We start from the raw sequence: 16,116 nt of genomic DNA on the forward strand, positions 1-16,116 counted from the left end.
CGGTTATCCCGTGATCGCGCCCTCCGCTGCGGAGTGCACGAGACGAGAGTACTTTGCGAGAACGCCACGGGTATAGCGCGGGGGAAGAGGCGCCCAGCCGTCGCGGCGGGCTTCCAGCTCTGCTTCGTCGACGAGTAGGTCGAGCGAGCGGCCAGCGATATCGACCCGTATCAGATCACCATCGCGCACGAAGGCGATTGGACCTGCGTCCACCGCTTCGGGTGCTATGTGGCCGATGCACAGTCCGGTTGTGCCGCCTGAGAATCGACCGTCCGTCAACAGTAGTACATCCTTGCCGAGTCCGGCGCCCTTGATGGCGGCCGTGATCGCGAGCATCTCGCGCATCCCCGGCCCACCCTTCGGGCCCTCGTAGCGGATGATGACGACGTCGCCCTTGTTGATCTTGCCCTCGGTGAGCGCGTCCATGGCTCCGCGTTCACGTTCGAAGACCCGCGCGGGTCCTTCGAAGACCTCGGCGTCGAATCCGGCCGTCTTCACGACGGCGCCCTCGGGCGCGAACGACCCCTTGAGGATCGTGATGCCGCCGGTCGCGTGGATCGGGTTGTCGAGCGTGCGGATGACCGTGCCGTCGATCGGGTCGGGGTTGATGTCGGCGAGGTTCTCGGCGACCGTCTTGCCGGTGACCGTGAGGCAGTCGCCGTGCAGCAGACCGGCGTCGAGCAGCGCCTTCATGACGACGGGGACGCCGCCGTGACGGTCGACGTCGTTCATGACGTACTGGCCGAACGGTTTCAGGTCGCCGATGTGCGGCACCTTGTCGCCGATGCGGTTGAAGTCGTCGAGCGTGAGGTCGACCTCGGCCTCGCGGGCGATCGCGAGCAGGTGCAGGACCACGTTCGTCGATCCGCCGAATGCCATCGCGACGGCGATGGCGTTCTCGAACGCCTCCTTCGTCAGGATGTCGCGCGCGGTGATGCCGAGTCGGAGCATGTTGACCACGGCCTCGCCCGAGCGGTGCGCGAAGTAGTCGCGACGGCGGTCGGCCGAGGGGGGCGATGCCGAACCCGGGAGGCTCATGCCGAGCGCCTCGGCGACCGACGCCATCGTGTTGGCCGTGTACATCCCGCCGCAGGCGCCCTCGCCCGGGGCGATGGCGCACTCGATGCGCTTCAGGTCCTCTTCACTCATGTTGCCGGCCTTGCAGGCCCCGACCGCCTCGAAGGAGTCGATGATCGTGACCTCCTTCTCGGTGCCGTCGGAGAGCTTGACCCAACCCGGCGCGATCGATCCGGCGTAGAGGAAGACCGAGGAGAGGTCGAGCCGCGCGGCGGCCATGAGCATGCCCGGCAGCGACTTGTCGCAGCCGGCGAGCAGGACCGTGCCGTCGAGGCGCTCGGCCATGACCACGGTCTCGACGCTGTCGGCGATGACCTCGCGCGAGACGAGCGAGAAGTGCATTCCCTCGTGGCCCATCGAGATGCCGTCGGAGACGGAGATGGTGCCGAACTGCAGCGGGTATCCCCCACCCGAGTGCACGCCCTCCTTGGCCCCCTGCGCGAGGCGGTCGAGCGAGAGGTTGCAGGGCGTGATCTCGTTCCACGAGCTCGCGATGCCGATCTGGGGCTTGTCCCAGTCCTCATCGCCCATGCCGACGGCGCGGAGCATGCCGCGCGAAGTGGTCGCCTCGATCCCGTCGGTGACGGCACGACTGCGTGGTTTGATGTCGATCTCTGGCATTTTAAGAGTCTACGGCTTCCTTGTTGCTTCGATATTCCGCGAGCATGCCGAGGACGCGCGCGATCTCGGAGGGTCCTTCGACCCTGAAGTCGGCGGCGGTCACGCCGGTGCCGCTCTTCACCCCGAGGTCGCCGGGGCCGAGTGCGCCGAACGCGTCCTCGTCCGTGACGTCGTCGCCCGCGTAGAACACGGCATCTGCTTTGGTGTACCGCCGGAGGTGTTCGACGGCTTCGCCCTTGGTCGCGCTCCTGAGCGAGAACTCGAGGACGTTCTTGCCCTCTCGAACCGTCAGGGCGCCGAACTCGTCCTTGGTGTGGGCGAGTGCTTCGAGGTGGGCGATCCTGGAGTCTTCTTCACTGGCGAGCCTCGTGTGCAGGGCGAACCCTGCCGGCTTCCGCTCGATCCAGACATTATCGTAACCCTCCGCGACGTCCTGGAGGATCCGTTGGAGGGTCTCCCGCTGTTCGCGTTCCTCGTCGTCGAGGGCGAGGGCGTCGTCGGGGTTGTCGAGACGGATCTCGACGCCGTGCGAGCCGGCGAACAGGGCGTGGTCGGGCAGCTCGGCCACCGCCACGAGACTGTCGATCGCGCGCCCGGACACGAGTGCGACGCGCGTCCCGGGCAGATCCATCAGCGCCAACACGGCCTTGCGGGCCGCGGGCAGCGCCCGCGCCTGGTCTGGGTCGTCGACCTCGGGGGCAAGCGTGCCGTCGAAGTCCAGGGCCACCAGGAGCTTCGGGACGTCGGCCAGGCGGCGGAGTTCCGCACGCAGTCCGAGGGGAAGCCCCCCGAGGGTGTCGGTGGGCTCGTCGGTGGTGCTCATGACTGGGTGGTGCTCCCCTGCTCGATGGTCGGTGACTGGTCACGCACACGCTGCAACTCGTCGAGGAAGGACGCCGACCACCGCGCGACGTCATACTCCATGACGCGCTTGCGCAGCGCCCGCATGCGACGACCACGCTCGGCCTTCGTCATGTGCACGGCCTGGAGGATCGCCGACTTCATCCCCTCGATGTCGTGCGGGTTGATCTTGAGGGCCTGCTTCAGCTCGTCGGACGCGCCGGCGAACTCGCTCAGCACGAGGACGCCGTCGTTGTCGTAGCGAGCGGCGACGTACTCCTTCGCGACGAGGTTCATGCCGTCGCGCAGGGCTGTGACGAGCATGACGTCGGCGGCGAGGTAGAGGGCAGCCATCTCCTCGCGGGGGTACCCGTGGTGCAGGTACTGGATCGCGGTGTGGCCGATGGTGCCGAAGTCGCCGTTGATCCGGCCGACCGTCTGCTCGATGTCGTCGCGGAGCTGACGGTACGTCTCGACGCGTTCGCGGCTGGGGCTGGCTACCTGGACGAGCGTGACGTCCTCGACCGCGAGCTTGCCCTGTGCGAGGAGCTCTCCGAAGGCCTTGAGTCGGTGCCCGATGCCCTTCGTGTAGTCGAGGCGGTCGACGCCGAGCATGATCGTCTCCGGGTTGCCGAGCTCCTCGCGGATCTGCTTGGCACGGGCGATGATGTCGGGGCGTTGCGCGAGGGCCTGGTACCCCTTGCTGTCGATCGAGATCGGGAAGTGCCGGGCGATCACCGTGCGGTACGGGGCGCCACGCTTCGAGGCGACCGGTGCCGCGTCCGTCGTGACCGACACGAGTGCCGCATCGAGCGGGACCTGGATCGCGGCCCCCTTCGTCTCGTACCCGAACAGGCGGCGGACCGCCCGGGAGAAGTTGCCCGCGTCCGCAACGCGCTGGAAGCCGATGACGTCGGCGCCGAGCAGTCCCTCGATGATCTGGCGTCGCCATGGGAGCTGCGAGTAGATGCCGTAGGCCGGGAACGGGATGTGGTTGAAGAAGCCGATCGTGAGATCGGGTCGCAGCTCACGCAGCATCTTCGGCACGAGCTGCAGCTGGTAGTCCTGCACCCAGACGGTCCCGCCGTCGGACGCGGCCGCTGCGGCCGCCTCCGCGAACCGTCGGTTCACGGCGACGTAGGAGTCCCACCACTCGCGGTGGTAGCTCGGCGGAGCGATGACGTCGTGGTAGAGCGGCCAGATGGTGTCGTTCGAGAAGCCCTCGTAGTAGCGGGCGATCTCGTCCTCGGACAGCGGGACCGGGATGATCCACATGTCGTCGTTGTCGAACGGCTCGATCTCGAGGTCGGCAGAGCCGGCCCATCCGATCCAGGCGCCGTCGGCACCGCGCATGACGGGTTCGAGGGCGGTCACGAGTCCACCGGGTGAGGTCCGCCAGCTCTCGGCGCCGTCTGCATCGACGACGCGATCGACCGGCAGCCGGTTGGATACCACGATGAAGTCGAAGGTCGACGCTGATCCGCCGTCAGGCGCGGAATATCTGGTGATGATGGCCCTCCCGGGGTACTCGGGTTCGCTGTTCAGGCTAGCAGCGTTCCGCATGGCGAAACCGCGTGTTCAGACGGCGAGCATATGCTTGCGCTGATGATCCGCCATGGCATGAGCACCTCCTGCGTCTACCCGCTGGGAACCCGGCGCGCGTTCGAGTTGGCCGCCGAAGCCGGCTACGACGGCGTCGAGGTCATGGTGACCCAGGACCGCGTCACGCAGGACGCCGACGCCCTCCGCGCCCTCGCCGCCGAGACCGGGCTCGACATCCTCTCGATCCACGCGCCGGTCCTGACCCGGACCGCGTTCGTCTGGGGCCGCGACCATCGGGAGAAGCTCCGCCGCTCGGCCGAGCTCGCCGCCGCCGTCGGCGCGTCGACCGTCGTCGTCCACCCGCCGTTCCGCTGGCAGCGGCGCTACGCGCACGCCTTCGTCGACCTCGTCGCCGAGCTGAGCGAGACGCACGGACTCGAGCTGGCCGTCGAGAACATGGCGTGCTTCCAGAGCCGCGGGCTCCGGGTGCAGCCGTTCGCCTTCGGCTACGACCCGGCCCCGCTCGCCTGCGCCGCTCTGACGCTCGACTTCTCCCATGCGGCCCTCGCGGGTGAGGACTCGCTCGAGATCGCGACCCGCTACGGCGGCCGCCTCCGCCACGTGCACCTGTGCGACGGAACCGCACCGTCGCCGCGGGGTGCCTTCCTCGACGAGCACCTCCTCCCAGGCGATGGCGAGCAGCCGGTCGCCGAGGTCCTCGAGCTGCTGCGCGCGGCGGACTGGTCGGGAAGCATCGTCGCGGAGGTGCACCTGCCCGCGACCGGCGGCGACGCGCTCCGCCTCAGCCAGCTGCGCGCCTCACTGGCCTTCGCGAAGCGTGCATTCGCTAGCACAGGCGAGAACCCGAAGGAAAGCCCGGATGCGGGGGGCCTCCCCTACCGGCTAGCGTGAAGTCATGCGCAAATTCCTCTTCAACGGCAGCATGATCTCCACGGTCTTCGGCGGGATCTCCGCCCTCCAGGCGACCCGACAGGGACCGCGGGACTGGAAGCTCGCCCTCCTCTGGGTGAGCTGGGGCATCTCGCTCGCCCTCGCGATCAGCTCGGTGCTCGACGACAGCAAGCAGGCTGAGATCGGCCGCTGAGGTCGCGCCGACCGCGCTACCACGAGCGCCCGGAAAACCCGAGAATTGGGGCGCTCACCCGCGTGTCTCCGCGTCGTTCCGCGCCTCGTGATCGACAATGAAGGCAGTCCAGCCTCACGGATGATCCGCTTTCGATGAAGGGCCCGCCATGTTCGGTCGCCGACGCCACGCAGCACCAGTCTCCGCATCGAAGCTGACCGAGAAGCAGCTGTTCGACCTCGTCCACGCTCGACTGGCGAGCGAGCTCGGTGCCAACGGCGCCTGGGTGCTGTCGCGCCGCACCCCGAGCTCCGGCGACGAGATCTTCCACGAGGTCTACGCCCAGCAGCTCGCCCACGACATCGCGACGGACATCGACCTCGAGCAGGCTGCGGTGACGGTCCGTGCCGAGGCCGCTCCGCCGCGTGGATGGCGCCTCTGGTCGCGCGGCCAGGAGGAATCCGCGGTCGACGCCGCCGACGAGGTCGAGGCCGTCGAAGCCATCGAGCCGACCGTCGCCGAGGAACCTGCGGCCCTCACCGAGACGATCGACGCGCCGTCCGAGGCGGCGGCTGACGACACTGAGCCGACGCTCGTCGAGCGAACCCTCCTCGAGCCGCAGCACTACCCCATCACCGTCTGGGCCGAACCCGAGTTCATCGACGCGAGCCTCGTCAACCCGGTGCCCGCGCGCCGCAGCTCGGTCGCCTGACCGGCATCGTACGTCGAGAACGGCCGTCCACTCCGGTGGACGGCCGTTTCGTCGTACCGGGCGGTTGAGCGGGCATGACGCCTCATCGAACCCGAATCGATGAGGCGTCACGGCGCTGGTGGGCACGAATGCCCGACCGTCGCTCTGCTCCGCACGGTGGGGTGACCACGCGGAGGCTTTCGTCGGCAAGGGCAGGACCCGATCCCGCCATGCTGCCGACCGTTCCAGGGTCTCATGCCTGCGCTCTACTCGGTTCCGATGACGCGAATCGGACGGGAGCTGTCGCGAAACGTCACCGGAGCGTTTCGTCGGGCCGCAAGCTCGAACGCGAGTCGAGCCGAAACGCAGAACGGCCCCGTCCGAGGACGAGGCCGTTGCTGGTGTGGTGCACCCCCCCGGACTTGAACCGGGAACCCACTGATTAAGAGTCAGTTGCTCTGCCAATTGAGCTAGAGGTGCGTGGTTTCGGAGTGTTCCGAACCGAGATATGACACTAGCACCCAACTGGCCCGGGTGCGAAATCGAGCCGGTCGGCGTGTCGCGGAGGCACGTCTTCAGCCCCTCGAGCGTCGTTCGATCAGCCCCGCGCGACCCTATCCTGGAGAGGTGACCGAACCCGTGACCGTCTCCCCCGCCGACCTCGATCTCGCGCTCCGGCTCGCCGACGCGGCCGACCGCATCGCGATGGACCGCTTCGAGGCTCGCGACCTCGAAGTCTCCACCAAGCCGGACCGCTCGCACGTCACGGACGCCGACCTCGCCGTCGAACGCGCCATCCGCGGCATCCTCGAGACCGAGCGCCCGGACGACGGCGTGTTCGGTGAGGAGTACGGCGCGCAGGGCCCGACGGATCGACAGTGGATCATCGACCCGATCGACGGAACGGCGAACTTCCTCCGCGGTGTCTCGAACTGGGCGACGCTCATCTCCCTCGCCGTCGACGGCGTGCCTGTCGTCGGCGTTGTGAGCGCACCCGCCATGCACGCCCGCTGGTGGGGTGCCATCGGGCACGGTGCGTGGGGCATCCGGTTCGGCGAGACCACCCCGCGCCGGCTGTCCGTCTCGGGGGTCTCCGACCTCGCCGATGCGTCCTTCAGCTTCCAGAGCATCGCGCAGTGGGCCTCGGTCGGGCGGATCCCCCAGCTGCTGGCCCTGTGCGGCTCCCTGTGGCGCGATCGGGCCATCGGTGACATGTGGCCCTACATGCTCCTCGCAGAGGGCTCGATCGACGCCGTGGCCGAATTCGGCGTGCAGGAGTACGACCTGGGCGCCCACGTGCCGATCGTCCTCGAGGCCGGCGGTCGCTTCACGGACATCGACGGTATCGAGACCATCTCCACGCGGAGCTCCCTCGCGACGAACGGGCGCCTGCACGACGCCTTCCTCGCCGAGCTGCCACCCGTCGGCTGACACGAGCGCACGGCACCGCGCAAGCCCGCCGAGCGGGATCCGGCCGCGTCGTACGCTGGGCGGATGGTACGACTGAGGCGCAGCGACGTGAACGGACAGGGCATCCGACGGGTTCGATCCGGGCGCGGTTTCAGCTACCGGTTGCCGGACGGTTCGCTCCTCGACGATCAGGAGATCCGAGCCCGGATCGACGGCCTGGTGGTCCCTCCCGCGTGGAACGAGGTCTGGATCACCCCCTACGCGAACGGGCACATCCAGGCGACCGGGATCGATGCGGCCGGGCGACGGCAGTACCTCTATCACCCGTCGTGGCGCGAGCGTCAGGACCGCAGCAAGTTCGACCGAGCCCTGGCCCTCGCCGAGGCGCTCCCTGCCGCGCGAGGTCGGGTCACCCGGGACCTCCGGCTCGAGGGATACCCGCTGGCACGGGTGTCGGCCGGCGCGTTCCGCATGCTCGACACCGGCTCCCTGCGCGTGGGCGGTGAGCAGTACGCGGAGGCCAACGGCAGTCACGGTCTGTCGACCCTCGAGGGTGCGCACGCGCGCGTGAGCGGCGACACCGTCGCGCTGAAGTTCCCGGCGAAGAGCGGACAGCCCTGGGAGTCCGACATCGTCGACGCCGACCTGGCCTCGCTCATCCGCTCCTTGAAGCGCCGTGGACCGCACGCCCGCCTCCTGGCGTGGAAGGACGGGAACCGGTGGCGCCACCTCCAGGCGAGCCAGATCAACGACTACGTCCGGGCGCAGACGAACGGCGAGTTCACCGCGAAGGACTTCCGGACGCTGCACGGCACCGTCGCGGCCGCGGAGAGCCTGGCGAAGGCCGGACCCGTGCAGAGCAAGACGGCACGCTCGAAGGTCCTCGCACAGGCCATGCGCGACGCAGCAGCGGTCCTCGGCAACACCCCGGCGATCGCGAAGTCCAGCTACGTCGACCCTCGGGTCGTCGATCGCTACACGCACGGCGAGACGATCCCACCGGACGGTCGCGGCTCACCGGAGACGGCGCTCCGCGTCCTGCTCGTGGGGACGGACGACCCGTCCTAGCCGTGATCCTGGTCGTGGGACTCGGTGCCCACGTCGCGCGACGCCCCGTTCCCCGCGAGGTGCCCCTCGACCTCGGACTCCGGGATGAGCTGCAGCCCTCGCGGGGTGTGCGATGAATCCGAGAGGACCTCGAGCCACGCGCGGTTGAGTTCCGGCGGGCGGCTCCCGAAGAAGCGGAACTGCAGCGGGATGCTCGGGGACAACCAGAGCGACCGTCGTCCCGAACCGTGTTCGGGATCGTTCGCCCAACTGAGGAAGAAACTCTCCTGTCGGCGCAGCTTCGCCCCGATGACGGCCTTCAAGTGCGCGAGCGCACGGTCTTCGATCTCGTACTCGTCGCCGGACCCGTAGATGAGCATTCCCATGGGGACATTGTGCCGCTATTCGGGCGTGTGGCCGGGATGTCGTTCCTCGCCGAGTTCTTCGCGTCCCGCAAGCTCGTCGCGGACGAGGATGGCCTCGTCGAAGTTGCCGCTCCGGTAGGCCGCCCGGGCGACCATGTGCGCGGAGATCGGCGCGGTGAGGCTCTGGAACACGATGATCGCGATCGCGATCGTGATGGTCCCGACCGTCGGGCTCGAGACGGCGACGTCCGCCATGATCGCGATGAGCCCGAGGATCTGCGGCTTGGTCGCCGCGTGCAGGCGGGACAACACGTCGGGGAAGCGCAGGAGGCCGACGCCGGCGGCGAAGCACATGATCGCCCCGACGAGCACGAGGGCCCCGGTGACGATGTCGCGGATCAGCTCGCCGGTCATGCGTCGTCCTGCTTCGACATGAAGCGGGCGACGCTGACCGAGCCGACGATCGCGAACATCGCGAGTGCCAGGAGGACCGGCAGGCCGTCCGTGTGACGGTTGATCGCCATCTCGGCCCCGATCGCGCACATGACGGTGGCGACGAGCACGTCGGAGGCGATCACGCGGTCGAGGAGGCTCGGCCCGCGGATGATCCGGTAGACCGCCGCGAGGGCCGCGGCACCGAACAGCACGGAGACGATGATGATCACGACGAGCATCACTGCCCCCTTCCGATCGAGACGTGGTCGTGGTCATGGCGGAGTGCGTCCGCCTCGGCGCGGGAACCGATCGCGAGGATGAGCCGTCGCTCCGTTCCGAGGACTTCGGCGATGACCTCGTCGATGTCGGCGTCGTCATGCACGTTCAACGCGTGCAGGTAGAGCGTCGAGGCCGTGCGGTCGAGGTCGACCACGATCGAGCCGGGGACGATCGAGACCGCCTCGGCCGTCCAACTCATGATGAGGTCGGAGGTCGTGCGCAGACGGACCGCGATCACCGCGTTACTGGAGCGGAACCTCGGCTTGAGGACGAGCCACGCGATCTCCGCACTCGCCCGCACGATGTCGACGAGGAGCTTGCCCAGGAAGATCGCGGTCCGCCAGAGGTTGATGCGGCCGCTCAGTTCGACGGCCGGCAGGTAGAACAGGAACGACACCAGCAACGCGACCCCGAGGCCGGTCACGAGGGTGAGCAGGTCGAACATCCCCCACAGGAGACACCAGAGCAGGATGAGTCCGGCCAGGAGGAGGGCCTGGCTGAACAGGGCGCGACGACGTGACGGTTGCATTACTTCAGGTGCTCCGTTCCGTCGGGGAAGACCGCGGTGATGTAGTTGTCCGGGTCCTCGATGTTCTCCGCCGCGCGCGTGGCCAGTCCGAAGAGCGGCCCCGCGAAGACCGTCAGGGCGAGGGTCAACGCGACCATGCCGGTCGTGGCGCCGATCATCGGGCGCGAGATGGTCTTGGTGTCGACCGAGCCAGAGTCCTCGGGGCTCTCCGCGAGCTGGTCGAGCAACGGCGAGGAGTATCCGGCGACCTCGTCCTTCCCACGCCAGAAGCCCATGTTCCACACGCGCGCCAGGGCGTACAGGGTCAGGAGCGAGGTCGCGGCTCCGGCGGCGATGAGGATGTACGACAGCGGGTCGCCCAGGGCGACACCCGCCTGGAACAGCCCGATCTTGCCGAGGAAGCCCGAGAACGGCGGGATGCCGCCGAGGTCCATCGCTCCGATGAAGAACAGCACGCCGACGATCGGCGAGGCCTTCAGGATACCGCCGAGGCGGGAGATGGAGGTCGTCCCACCGATCCGCTCGACGAGACCGGTGGTGAGGAACAGCGTGGTCTGGACGACGATGTGGTGGACGATGTAGTAGATCGTCGCGGCGGTCCCGGCGACCCCGCCGACGGCGATGCCGAAGATCATGTAGCCGATGTGGCTCACGAGGGTGAACGACAACAGTCGTTTGATGTCGGCCTGGGCGACCGCGCCGAAGATGCCGATGAGCAGGGTCAGGAAGGCGATGACCATCAACGGTGTCGCCAGCGGCACGTCCTTGAAGATGAGCGTGTCGGTCCGGATGATCGCGTACACACCCACCTTCGTCAGCAGGCCCGCGAACACCGCCGTGACCGGCGCCGGCGCGGTCGGGTAGGAGTCGGGCAACCAGAACGAGAGCGGGAACACCGCCGCCTTCACCGCGAACCCGAGGAGCAGCGCAGCGCAGAGGATCGCCTGCACCTCCATCGGCAGGTCGCGCACCCGGTCTGCCACGAGGGCGATCGTCACCGTGCCCGTCGCGCCGTAGATGAGGGCGATCGCGGCGACGAAGAGCAGCGACGACATGAGGCTGATGACGATGTAGGTGACGCCGGCGCGGATCCGCGCTCCGGTGCCGCCCAGGGTGAGGAGGACGTAGCTGGAGGCGAGGAGCATCTCGAAGCCGACGTACATGTTGAAGAGGTCGCCCGCGACGAAGGCGTCGAACAGCCCGGCCGCCAGGACCAGGTACGTCGGGTGGAAGATCGACACCGGCGTCTCGCGGTCGCCGTCGACGATGCCCTGACCGATGGCGAAGATGAGGACGCCCAGCAGCATCAGGGCTGCGACGAGCAGCATGATCGCGGACAGCCGGTCGACGACGAGCACGATCCCCCACGGCGGGGACCAGCCGCCCAGCTCGACGACGATCGTGCCGCTCTGGTCGACGGCCGCGAGCAGGATCGCACTGATCACGGTCACCGCGGTGAGCGCGACGACGCTGATCGCCACCTGCGTCTTGCGGCGGTTGCGGAACATGAGCGCGATCGCCGAACCGATCAGCGGGATCATGACCACGAGCGGGACGAGTGCGTTCATTCGCCTGCCCCCTTCCTGGTCGTGTGGCTGTCGTCACCGTGCTCGTTGCTCTCGTCGAGGACCCGTTGGATGGCCTCGTCGTCCAGGTCGACCTGGTTGAAGACCGCCTCCGTCGCCGCCTCGGTGTCGTCGGCGTGCTCGTCGCTGAGGGTGTCGCCCTCGTCGCCGAGCTGTGCCAACCACCAGGTCCGGTAGATGAGGGCCAGGATGAAGGCGGTCACACCGAAGTTGATGACGATGGCCGTGAGCATGAGCACCTGCGGCACCGGATCGACCATGCGGTCGTCGGAGGCGGTGCCCGTGACGAGCGGTGCGGTACCGCTCGGGCCGCTCATGATCAGGATGAGGAGGTTCGTCGCGTTGCCGACGAGCACGAACCCGATGAGGAACCGGGTGAGGCTCCGCTCGAGCATGACGTACACCCCGGTGCCGTACATGACGGCCATCAGGACGACGAGGGTCAGTGAGGCGCTCATTGCTCGGCCTCACTCGCCGAGAACTCGTCCGTACTCTGCTCGTCGATGTCGGCTTCCTCCTGTTGACGGTCGACCTCGGCCCCGAGACTGCGCAGGATGTCGAGCGCCAGTCCGACGACAACGAGGTAGACGCCGATGTCGAAGATGCTGGACGTGCCGAACGAGAGGTGTCCGAGGATCGGGACGTCGGCCGAGAAGTACGCGGACTGGAGCGCCTCACCGCCGAAGAACAGTGAACCGACGGCCGTCCCCACCGCGAGCAGCAGTCCGACGCCGAGCACCTTGCCCGCATCGATCGGCACGGCTTCGCCGAGCTCGTAGCGTCCGCCGGCGAGATACCGCATCACGAGCGCGAGGCCGGCGAGCAGACCGCCGGCGAAGCCGCCGCCGGGCTCGTTGTGGCCGACGAAGAGCAGGAAGACGGAGACGACGATCGCCGGGTGGAAGAGGAGCCGCACGAGGACCTCGAGGAGGATCGAACGGTTCGCCTCGGCGATCGCCCGGCCACCGATGAGCCACGAGTGCCGACCCACCGCGTCGCGAGGTGCCTCCATCTCGCTGTCCGCGAGGTGGGGGTCCGACACGACCTGGGATCGGAGGCCCGGGATCCGTCGACGCCGCGCACCGCTGAGGCGCGGGACCTCGGCGCCACGCTGTGAGACGAAGAGCAGGCTCGCGATACCGGTGGCCACCACGACGAGCACGGAGATCTCGCCCATGGTGTCCCAGGCCCGGATGTCGACGAGCATGACGTTGACGATGTTCTTGCCGTGGCCCTCCTCGACGGCGAGCCTGGGTAGCTCGGTCGCGATGCTCTCGGCCTGTCGGGCGCCCAGGGCGATGATCCCGATGAGCCCCATGACCAGGCCGGTCAATGTCCCGATGACGACGCGACGGACGCGGTGGACTGGGGCGTTGCGCTGGGCGATCTTGGCCGGGAGTCGGCGGAGCACGAGGACGAACACCACGATCGTGATCGTCTCGACGAGGGCCTGGGTCAGCGCGAGGTCGGGAGCGCCGTGCAGGGCGAACAGTGCGACGAGCCCGAAGCCGGTGACGCCGACGAGCAGCACGGCGGCCATGCGCTGCTTCGCCCGGGCGGCCGCGATCGCCGCGGTCGCCATGATGAAGGCGATGGCCACCTGGGCGGGGTAGTCCCACAGCCGGATCTCACTCGGCCAGGCGCGCCCGAGGAGGGCGATCGTGCCGAGGGTCAGGACGAAGACCACGAGGATGGTGGACAGGTACTGGACGAGCCCGCCGCGCTGGGCGAACAGGGTGACCTTCGCGGAGAGCCGGTCGATGCCCTGGGTCGCCGCCCAGTACCCCTTCGAGGAGTCGATGAGGGGTGGCAGGCGGTCCTGCAGACGCGCGACCGGGAGCCTCCAGCGGAAGAGCAGCAGACCGAGCAGCACGACGACGGCCGAGATGCCGAGCGCCGGCTCGAGGCCGTGCCAGAGCGCGAGGTGGTAGTCGCCCTCCCCCACGGAGTCCGCGTAGGGCGCGAGCACCGTATCGATGGGCTTGGTCGCGAAGCCGAGAGCGATGGTCGCGACGGCGAGGATGCCCGGCGCGATCATGATCGTTCCGGATTCGGCATGCAGTTCGGTCGGCGCGGCGCCGCGCCGGTCTCCGAAGGCGCCCCAGAGGAACCGGGCGCTGTACGCGACGGTCAACACGGACCCGACGGCGGTCCCGACGATCGCGATCCAACCCCACACGTCGCCCTCGAGCGCGCCCTCCAGCAGCGAGGTGAAGACGGCCTCCTTCGCGACGAACCCGAAGAGCGGTGGGATGCCGGCCATCGACGCGACCGCGATCGCCGCGATGACGGCGAGCACCGGCGTCTGACGCCCGAGACCGGAGAGATGCCTCCAGTCACGCGTCCCAGCGCGGTGGTCGATGATGCCGACGACGAGGAAGAGCGCCGCCTTGTAGATGGCGTGGGCGAGCAGGAGCGCGACGGCGGCCAGGGCCGAATCGCGGGTGCCGTACCCCGAGATGACCATGAGGAATCCGAGTTGGCTCACCGTCCCGTAGGCCAGGACCAGCTTGAGGTCGTACTGACGCAGCGACCGCCAGGCACCGGCGACCATGGTGAGGACGCCCAGGCCGACGAGCATCGCGTCCCAACCCGGGGTGTCGGCGTAACCGGGAGCGAGTCTCGCGACGAGGTATATCCCGGCCTTCACCATCGCCGCAGCGTGCAGGTATGCGCTCACGGGCGTCGGTGCGGCCATCGCGGCCGGCAGCCAGAAGTGGAACGGCACGAGCGCCGACTTCGAGATCGCGCCGACGAGGATGAGGAGGATGGCGACGGTGGTCGCGGGGCCGGTCAGACCCTGCTCGACGATCGAGGCGAGCGAGGTGCTCTGCGCCTGCACGGAGATCATGATGACGCCCACGAGCATGACGAGCCCGCCGAAGGTCGTCACCAGGAGCGCCTGGAGCGCGGCACCGCGACTCTCCTTGCGATCGGTGTAGTGCCCGATGAGCAGGTAGGAGAGCACACTCGTGATCTCCCAGAACATGAACATGACGATGATGTCGTCGGCGGTCACGAGGCCGAACATCGTGCCGGCGAAGGCGAAGAGGAGCGCGGCGAAGCGACCGAGGCCAGGCTCGGTCGAGGAGAAGTAGCGGCCGCAGTAGAGCAGCACGAGGGCACCGACGCCGGTGACGACGAGAGACAGCAGCCAGGCGAGCGTGTCCATCCGGAACGAGAGCGCGATGCTCAGTTGCGGGATCCACTCGATCGTCTCGACGACCGTGCCGCCGGCCGTGACCGTGCCGGTTTGGAAGAGCGTCCAGACGAATGCCGCCGCCGGCATACACGCGATGACGTAGAAGACCTTCGTCGACAGCACTCGAGTGAGTGTGGGCGTGGCGACGGCGATCGCAGCAAAAACAAGCAGGATTGTCGCCATGCAGGTCTCCCGGGTGGTGGCGGCCTCTGGACTCCCAGGTTAGCAGCCCGTCGGTACCCCTCCGACCCCAGGAACGACGACAGGCCCCCGCCAGGGCGAGGGCCTGTCGTCGACTCGGCAGCGTGTGACAACGTCCGGAGTGGAGATGGGGGGAATTGAACCCCCGTCCACTGCTGTGATTCTGCGCCTTCTACGGGCGTATCCCTTAACACGTTCTACTCGGCCCCGACCATTGACAAGGGCATCTTGGTCGACGGGCCCAGCCGAAGAAAAGTCCCGGATGACGTCGCGGCTCCGTCATCCAGCAAGTCCCCTAGATGACGCCAGGATCCGAGACGGGGACACGCTCGGTCTGACGGACTATCGGGCTCGCTTAAGCAGCGAGGGCGAAGTCAGTGCGCTTAGAGTTGGCACTTGTTGTTTTGCAGAGATCGTTAACGAGATAACCCTGCATCCTCGACCCGCTTCTCGCAGTTTCGCAGGCAATGTCGAAACCGATCATCCCCATGGACTCAGCGCCTCGGAGTACGAGGCGAAGAGGGTCGTTGTCACACGCTGTCGAGTTGTCAATCCACCGCGAGCGGTGGACGAGCACCTTGCGGTGCAGCTTTCAAGTGTACCGCGCCGAGGTGGCGCCTGTCACCTATTCGCCGAGACGGTTCCTGGTGGCCATCGCACGCGCGGCCTCACGGGTGTCCTGCTTCTCGCGCAAGGCATGCCGCTTGTCGTATTCCTTCTTGCCCTTCGCCACGGCGATCTCCACCTTGGCCTTGCCGTCCTTGAAGTAGATCTTCAACGGCACGAGGGTGAAACCACCGGGGGCGATCTTGTGAGCGATCTTGTCGATCTGCTCGCGGTGCAGCAGCAGCTTGCGCTTGCGCCGCGGCGGGTGGTTCGTCCACGTGCCCTGGCCGTACTCGGGGATGTGTACCGCGTCGAGCCACGCCTCACGGCGGTCGATGAAGGCGTACCCGTCGACGAGCGACGCCCGCCCGGCTCGCAGCGACTTCACCTCGGTACCCGTCAAGACCATGCCGGCCTCGTAGGTGTCCTCGATCGTGTAGTCGTGGCGGGCCTTGCGGTTCGTGGCCACGACGTTCTCGCCCCGTTCCCTCGGCACGGTGTACTCCTGACGTTCTGGTTCGGATCCATCGGAACGGACCGGCCGCGATCGCGGCAGCCTGTCAGTCTAACGCAGAGCGAGCGGTGCGGTGGCCGCACTGCC

The 16,116-nt window shown here is 68.0% G+C and carries 16 protein-coding genes, 1 tRNA gene and 1 other RNA gene; 5 read left to right on the top strand and 13 right to left on the bottom strand.

All coding sequences use genetic code 11. From position 1 onward, the window contains the following. Positions 1-3 precede the first annotated feature (3 nt). Genes ilvD through otsA form a run of 3 tightly spaced genes read right to left on the bottom strand, consistent with a single transcriptional unit; the run spans position 4 to position 4,101 of the window. Positions 4-1,698 (bottom strand): dihydroxy-acid dehydratase, encoded by a 1,695-nt coding sequence (gene ilvD / locus ACQ3HE_RS03740; RefSeq protein ID WP_064296246.1) that lies wholly within the window; start codon positions 1,696-1,698, stop codon positions 4-6. A gap of 1 nt (position 1,699) precedes the next feature. Then, positions 1,700-2,521: a trehalose-phosphatase gene (gene otsB, locus ACQ3HE_RS03745; RefSeq protein ID WP_079705605.1), complete on the bottom strand. Its 822-nt coding sequence runs from the start codon at positions 2,519-2,521 to the stop codon at positions 1,700-1,702. Beyond that, positions 2,518-4,101, bottom strand: coding sequence for an alpha,alpha-trehalose-phosphate synthase (UDP-forming) (gene otsA / locus ACQ3HE_RS03750; protein WP_079705604.1), 1,584 nt, complete (start codon positions 4,099-4,101; stop codon positions 2,518-2,520). The genes otsB and otsA overlap by 4 nt, the downstream gene beginning before the upstream one ends. A gap of 57 nt (positions 4,102-4,158) precedes the next feature. Here otsA and ACQ3HE_RS03755 point away from each other — a divergent pair, with 57 nt between their 5' ends. From ACQ3HE_RS03755 to ACQ3HE_RS03765, 3 genes are all read left to right on the top strand, one after another. Further along, a complete protein-coding gene (locus ACQ3HE_RS03755; RefSeq protein WP_241160861.1) occupies positions 4,159-4,992 on the top strand; it encodes a sugar phosphate isomerase/epimerase family protein in 834 nt (277 codons plus the stop codon). Positions 4,993-4,996: 4 nt separating this feature from the next. Beyond that, the gene (locus ACQ3HE_RS03760; protein WP_079705603.1) at positions 4,997-5,185 is read left to right on the top strand and encodes a hypothetical protein; all 189 of its coding nucleotides are present in this window, start codon (positions 4,997-4,999) and stop codon (positions 5,183-5,185) included. 148 nt (positions 5,186-5,333) lie between these two features. Continuing rightward, positions 5,334-5,876 (top strand): hypothetical protein, encoded by a 543-nt coding sequence (locus ACQ3HE_RS03765; protein WP_430891376.1) that lies wholly within the window; start codon positions 5,334-5,336, stop codon positions 5,874-5,876. 383 nt (positions 5,877-6,259) lie between these two features. On the opposite strand, the gene ACQ3HE_RS03770 is transcribed toward ACQ3HE_RS03765, so the two are convergent. After that, positions 6,260-6,335 (bottom strand) — tRNA-Lys (locus ACQ3HE_RS03770). Between the two features lie 147 nt (positions 6,336-6,482). Between ACQ3HE_RS03770 and ACQ3HE_RS03775 the strand changes: the two genes are divergently transcribed. Then, positions 6,483-7,286: an inositol monophosphatase family protein gene (locus ACQ3HE_RS03775; RefSeq protein ID WP_229938626.1), complete on the top strand. Its 804-nt coding sequence runs from the start codon at positions 6,483-6,485 to the stop codon at positions 7,284-7,286. A gap of 63 nt (positions 7,287-7,349) precedes the next feature. Then, positions 7,350-8,333, top strand: a complete 984-nt coding sequence (locus tag ACQ3HE_RS03780) for a DNA topoisomerase IB (protein WP_192018166.1) — start codon at positions 7,350-7,352, stop codon at positions 8,331-8,333. On the opposite strand, the gene ACQ3HE_RS03785 is transcribed toward ACQ3HE_RS03780, so the two are convergent. From ACQ3HE_RS03785 to smpB, 9 genes are all read right to left on the bottom strand, one after another. Further along, positions 8,330-8,698 carry a DUF7882 family protein gene (locus tag ACQ3HE_RS03785; protein WP_430891377.1) on the bottom strand — a complete coding sequence of 123 codons (369 nt, stop codon included), beginning with the start codon at positions 8,696-8,698 and terminating at the stop codon, positions 8,330-8,332. The genes ACQ3HE_RS03780 and ACQ3HE_RS03785 overlap by 4 nt on opposite strands. 15 nt (positions 8,699-8,713) lie before the next feature. Then, positions 8,714-9,091, bottom strand: coding sequence for a monovalent cation/H(+) antiporter subunit G (gene mnhG / locus ACQ3HE_RS03790; RefSeq protein ID WP_285027589.1), 378 nt, complete (start codon positions 9,089-9,091; stop codon positions 8,714-8,716). Continuing rightward, positions 9,088-9,351, bottom strand: coding sequence for an MrpF/PhaF family protein (locus ACQ3HE_RS03795; RefSeq protein ID WP_064296237.1), 264 nt, complete (start codon positions 9,349-9,351; stop codon positions 9,088-9,090). Before ACQ3HE_RS03795 ends, mnhG begins: the two co-directional genes overlap by 4 nt. After that, positions 9,351-9,920 (bottom strand): Na+/H+ antiporter subunit E, encoded by a 570-nt coding sequence (locus ACQ3HE_RS03800; RefSeq protein WP_192018169.1) that lies wholly within the window; start codon positions 9,918-9,920, stop codon positions 9,351-9,353. Before ACQ3HE_RS03800 ends, ACQ3HE_RS03795 begins: the two co-directional genes overlap by 1 nt. Continuing rightward, a complete protein-coding gene (locus ACQ3HE_RS03805) occupies positions 9,920-11,488 on the bottom strand; it encodes a Na+/H+ antiporter subunit D (RefSeq protein ID WP_430891379.1) in 1,569 nt (522 codons plus the stop codon). The genes ACQ3HE_RS03800 and ACQ3HE_RS03805 overlap by 1 nt, the downstream gene beginning before the upstream one ends. After that, complete coding sequence (locus ACQ3HE_RS03810; protein WP_079705596.1) at positions 11,485-11,964, bottom strand: NADH-quinone oxidoreductase subunit K; 480 nt, start codon at positions 11,962-11,964, stop codon at positions 11,485-11,487. The genes ACQ3HE_RS03805 and ACQ3HE_RS03810 overlap by 4 nt, the downstream gene beginning before the upstream one ends. After that, positions 11,961-14,891 (bottom strand): Na+/H+ antiporter subunit A, encoded by a 2,931-nt coding sequence (locus tag ACQ3HE_RS03815; RefSeq protein ID WP_430891381.1) that lies wholly within the window; start codon positions 14,889-14,891, stop codon positions 11,961-11,963. Before ACQ3HE_RS03815 ends, ACQ3HE_RS03810 begins: the two co-directional genes overlap by 4 nt. Before the next feature lie 137 nt (positions 14,892-15,028). Continuing rightward, positions 15,029-15,397, bottom strand: a transfer-messenger RNA (tmRNA) gene (gene ssrA, locus ACQ3HE_RS03820). 137 nt (positions 15,398-15,534) lie between these two features. Then, positions 15,535-16,011, bottom strand: coding sequence for an SsrA-binding protein SmpB (smpB, locus tag ACQ3HE_RS03825; protein ID WP_056007115.1), 477 nt, complete (start codon positions 16,009-16,011; stop codon positions 15,535-15,537). Positions 16,012-16,116 lie beyond the last annotated feature (105 nt).

Source organism: Plantibacter auratus, assembly GCF_050587365.1.
In the GTDB taxonomy this organism is placed as follows: Bacteria; Actinomycetota; Actinomycetes; order Actinomycetales; family Microbacteriaceae; genus Plantibacter; species Plantibacter auratus.

Excerpts from the sequence above, each read along its gene's own strand:
- otsA (WP_079705604.1), bottom strand. The coding sequence starts at position 4,101 with ATGCGGAACGCTGCTAGCCTGAACAGCGAACCCGAGTACCCCGGGAGG.
- ACQ3HE_RS03800 (WP_192018169.1), bottom strand. The coding sequence starts at position 9,920 with ATGCAACCGTCACGTCGTCGCGCCCTGTTCAGCCAGGCCCTCCTCCTG.
- ACQ3HE_RS03765 (WP_430891376.1), top strand. The coding sequence starts at position 5,334 with ATGTTCGGTCGCCGACGCCACGCAGCACCAGTCTCCGCATCGAAGCTG.
- ACQ3HE_RS03815 (WP_430891381.1), bottom strand. The coding sequence starts at position 14,891 with ATGGCGACAATCCTGCTTGTTTTTGCTGCGATCGCCGTCGCCACGCCC.
- ACQ3HE_RS03805 (WP_430891379.1), bottom strand. The coding sequence starts at position 11,488 with ATGAACGCACTCGTCCCGCTCGTGGTCATGATCCCGCTGATCGGTTCG.
- ACQ3HE_RS03810 (WP_079705596.1), bottom strand. The coding sequence starts at position 11,964 with ATGAGCGCCTCACTGACCCTCGTCGTCCTGATGGCCGTCATGTACGGC.
- ACQ3HE_RS03760 (WP_079705603.1), top strand. The coding sequence starts at position 4,997 with ATGCGCAAATTCCTCTTCAACGGCAGCATGATCTCCACGGTCTTCGGC.
- ilvD (WP_064296246.1), bottom strand. The coding sequence starts at position 1,698 with ATGCCAGAGATCGACATCAAACCACGCAGTCGTGCCGTCACCGACGGG.
- ACQ3HE_RS03795 (WP_064296237.1), bottom strand. The coding sequence starts at position 9,351 with ATGCTCGTCGTGATCATCATCGTCTCCGTGCTGTTCGGTGCCGCGGCC.
- ACQ3HE_RS03780 (WP_192018166.1), top strand. The coding sequence starts at position 7,350 with ATGGTACGACTGAGGCGCAGCGACGTGAACGGACAGGGCATCCGACGG.
- ACQ3HE_RS03755 (WP_241160861.1), top strand. The coding sequence starts at position 4,159 with ATGAGCACCTCCTGCGTCTACCCGCTGGGAACCCGGCGCGCGTTCGAG.
- mnhG (WP_285027589.1), bottom strand. The coding sequence starts at position 9,091 with ATGACCGGCGAGCTGATCCGCGACATCGTCACCGGGGCCCTCGTGCTC.
- ACQ3HE_RS03785 (WP_430891377.1), bottom strand. The coding sequence starts at position 8,698 with ATGGGAATGCTCATCTACGGGTCCGGCGACGAGTACGAGATCGAAGAC.
- otsB (WP_079705605.1), bottom strand. The coding sequence starts at position 2,521 with ATGAGCACCACCGACGAGCCCACCGACACCCTCGGGGGGCTTCCCCTC.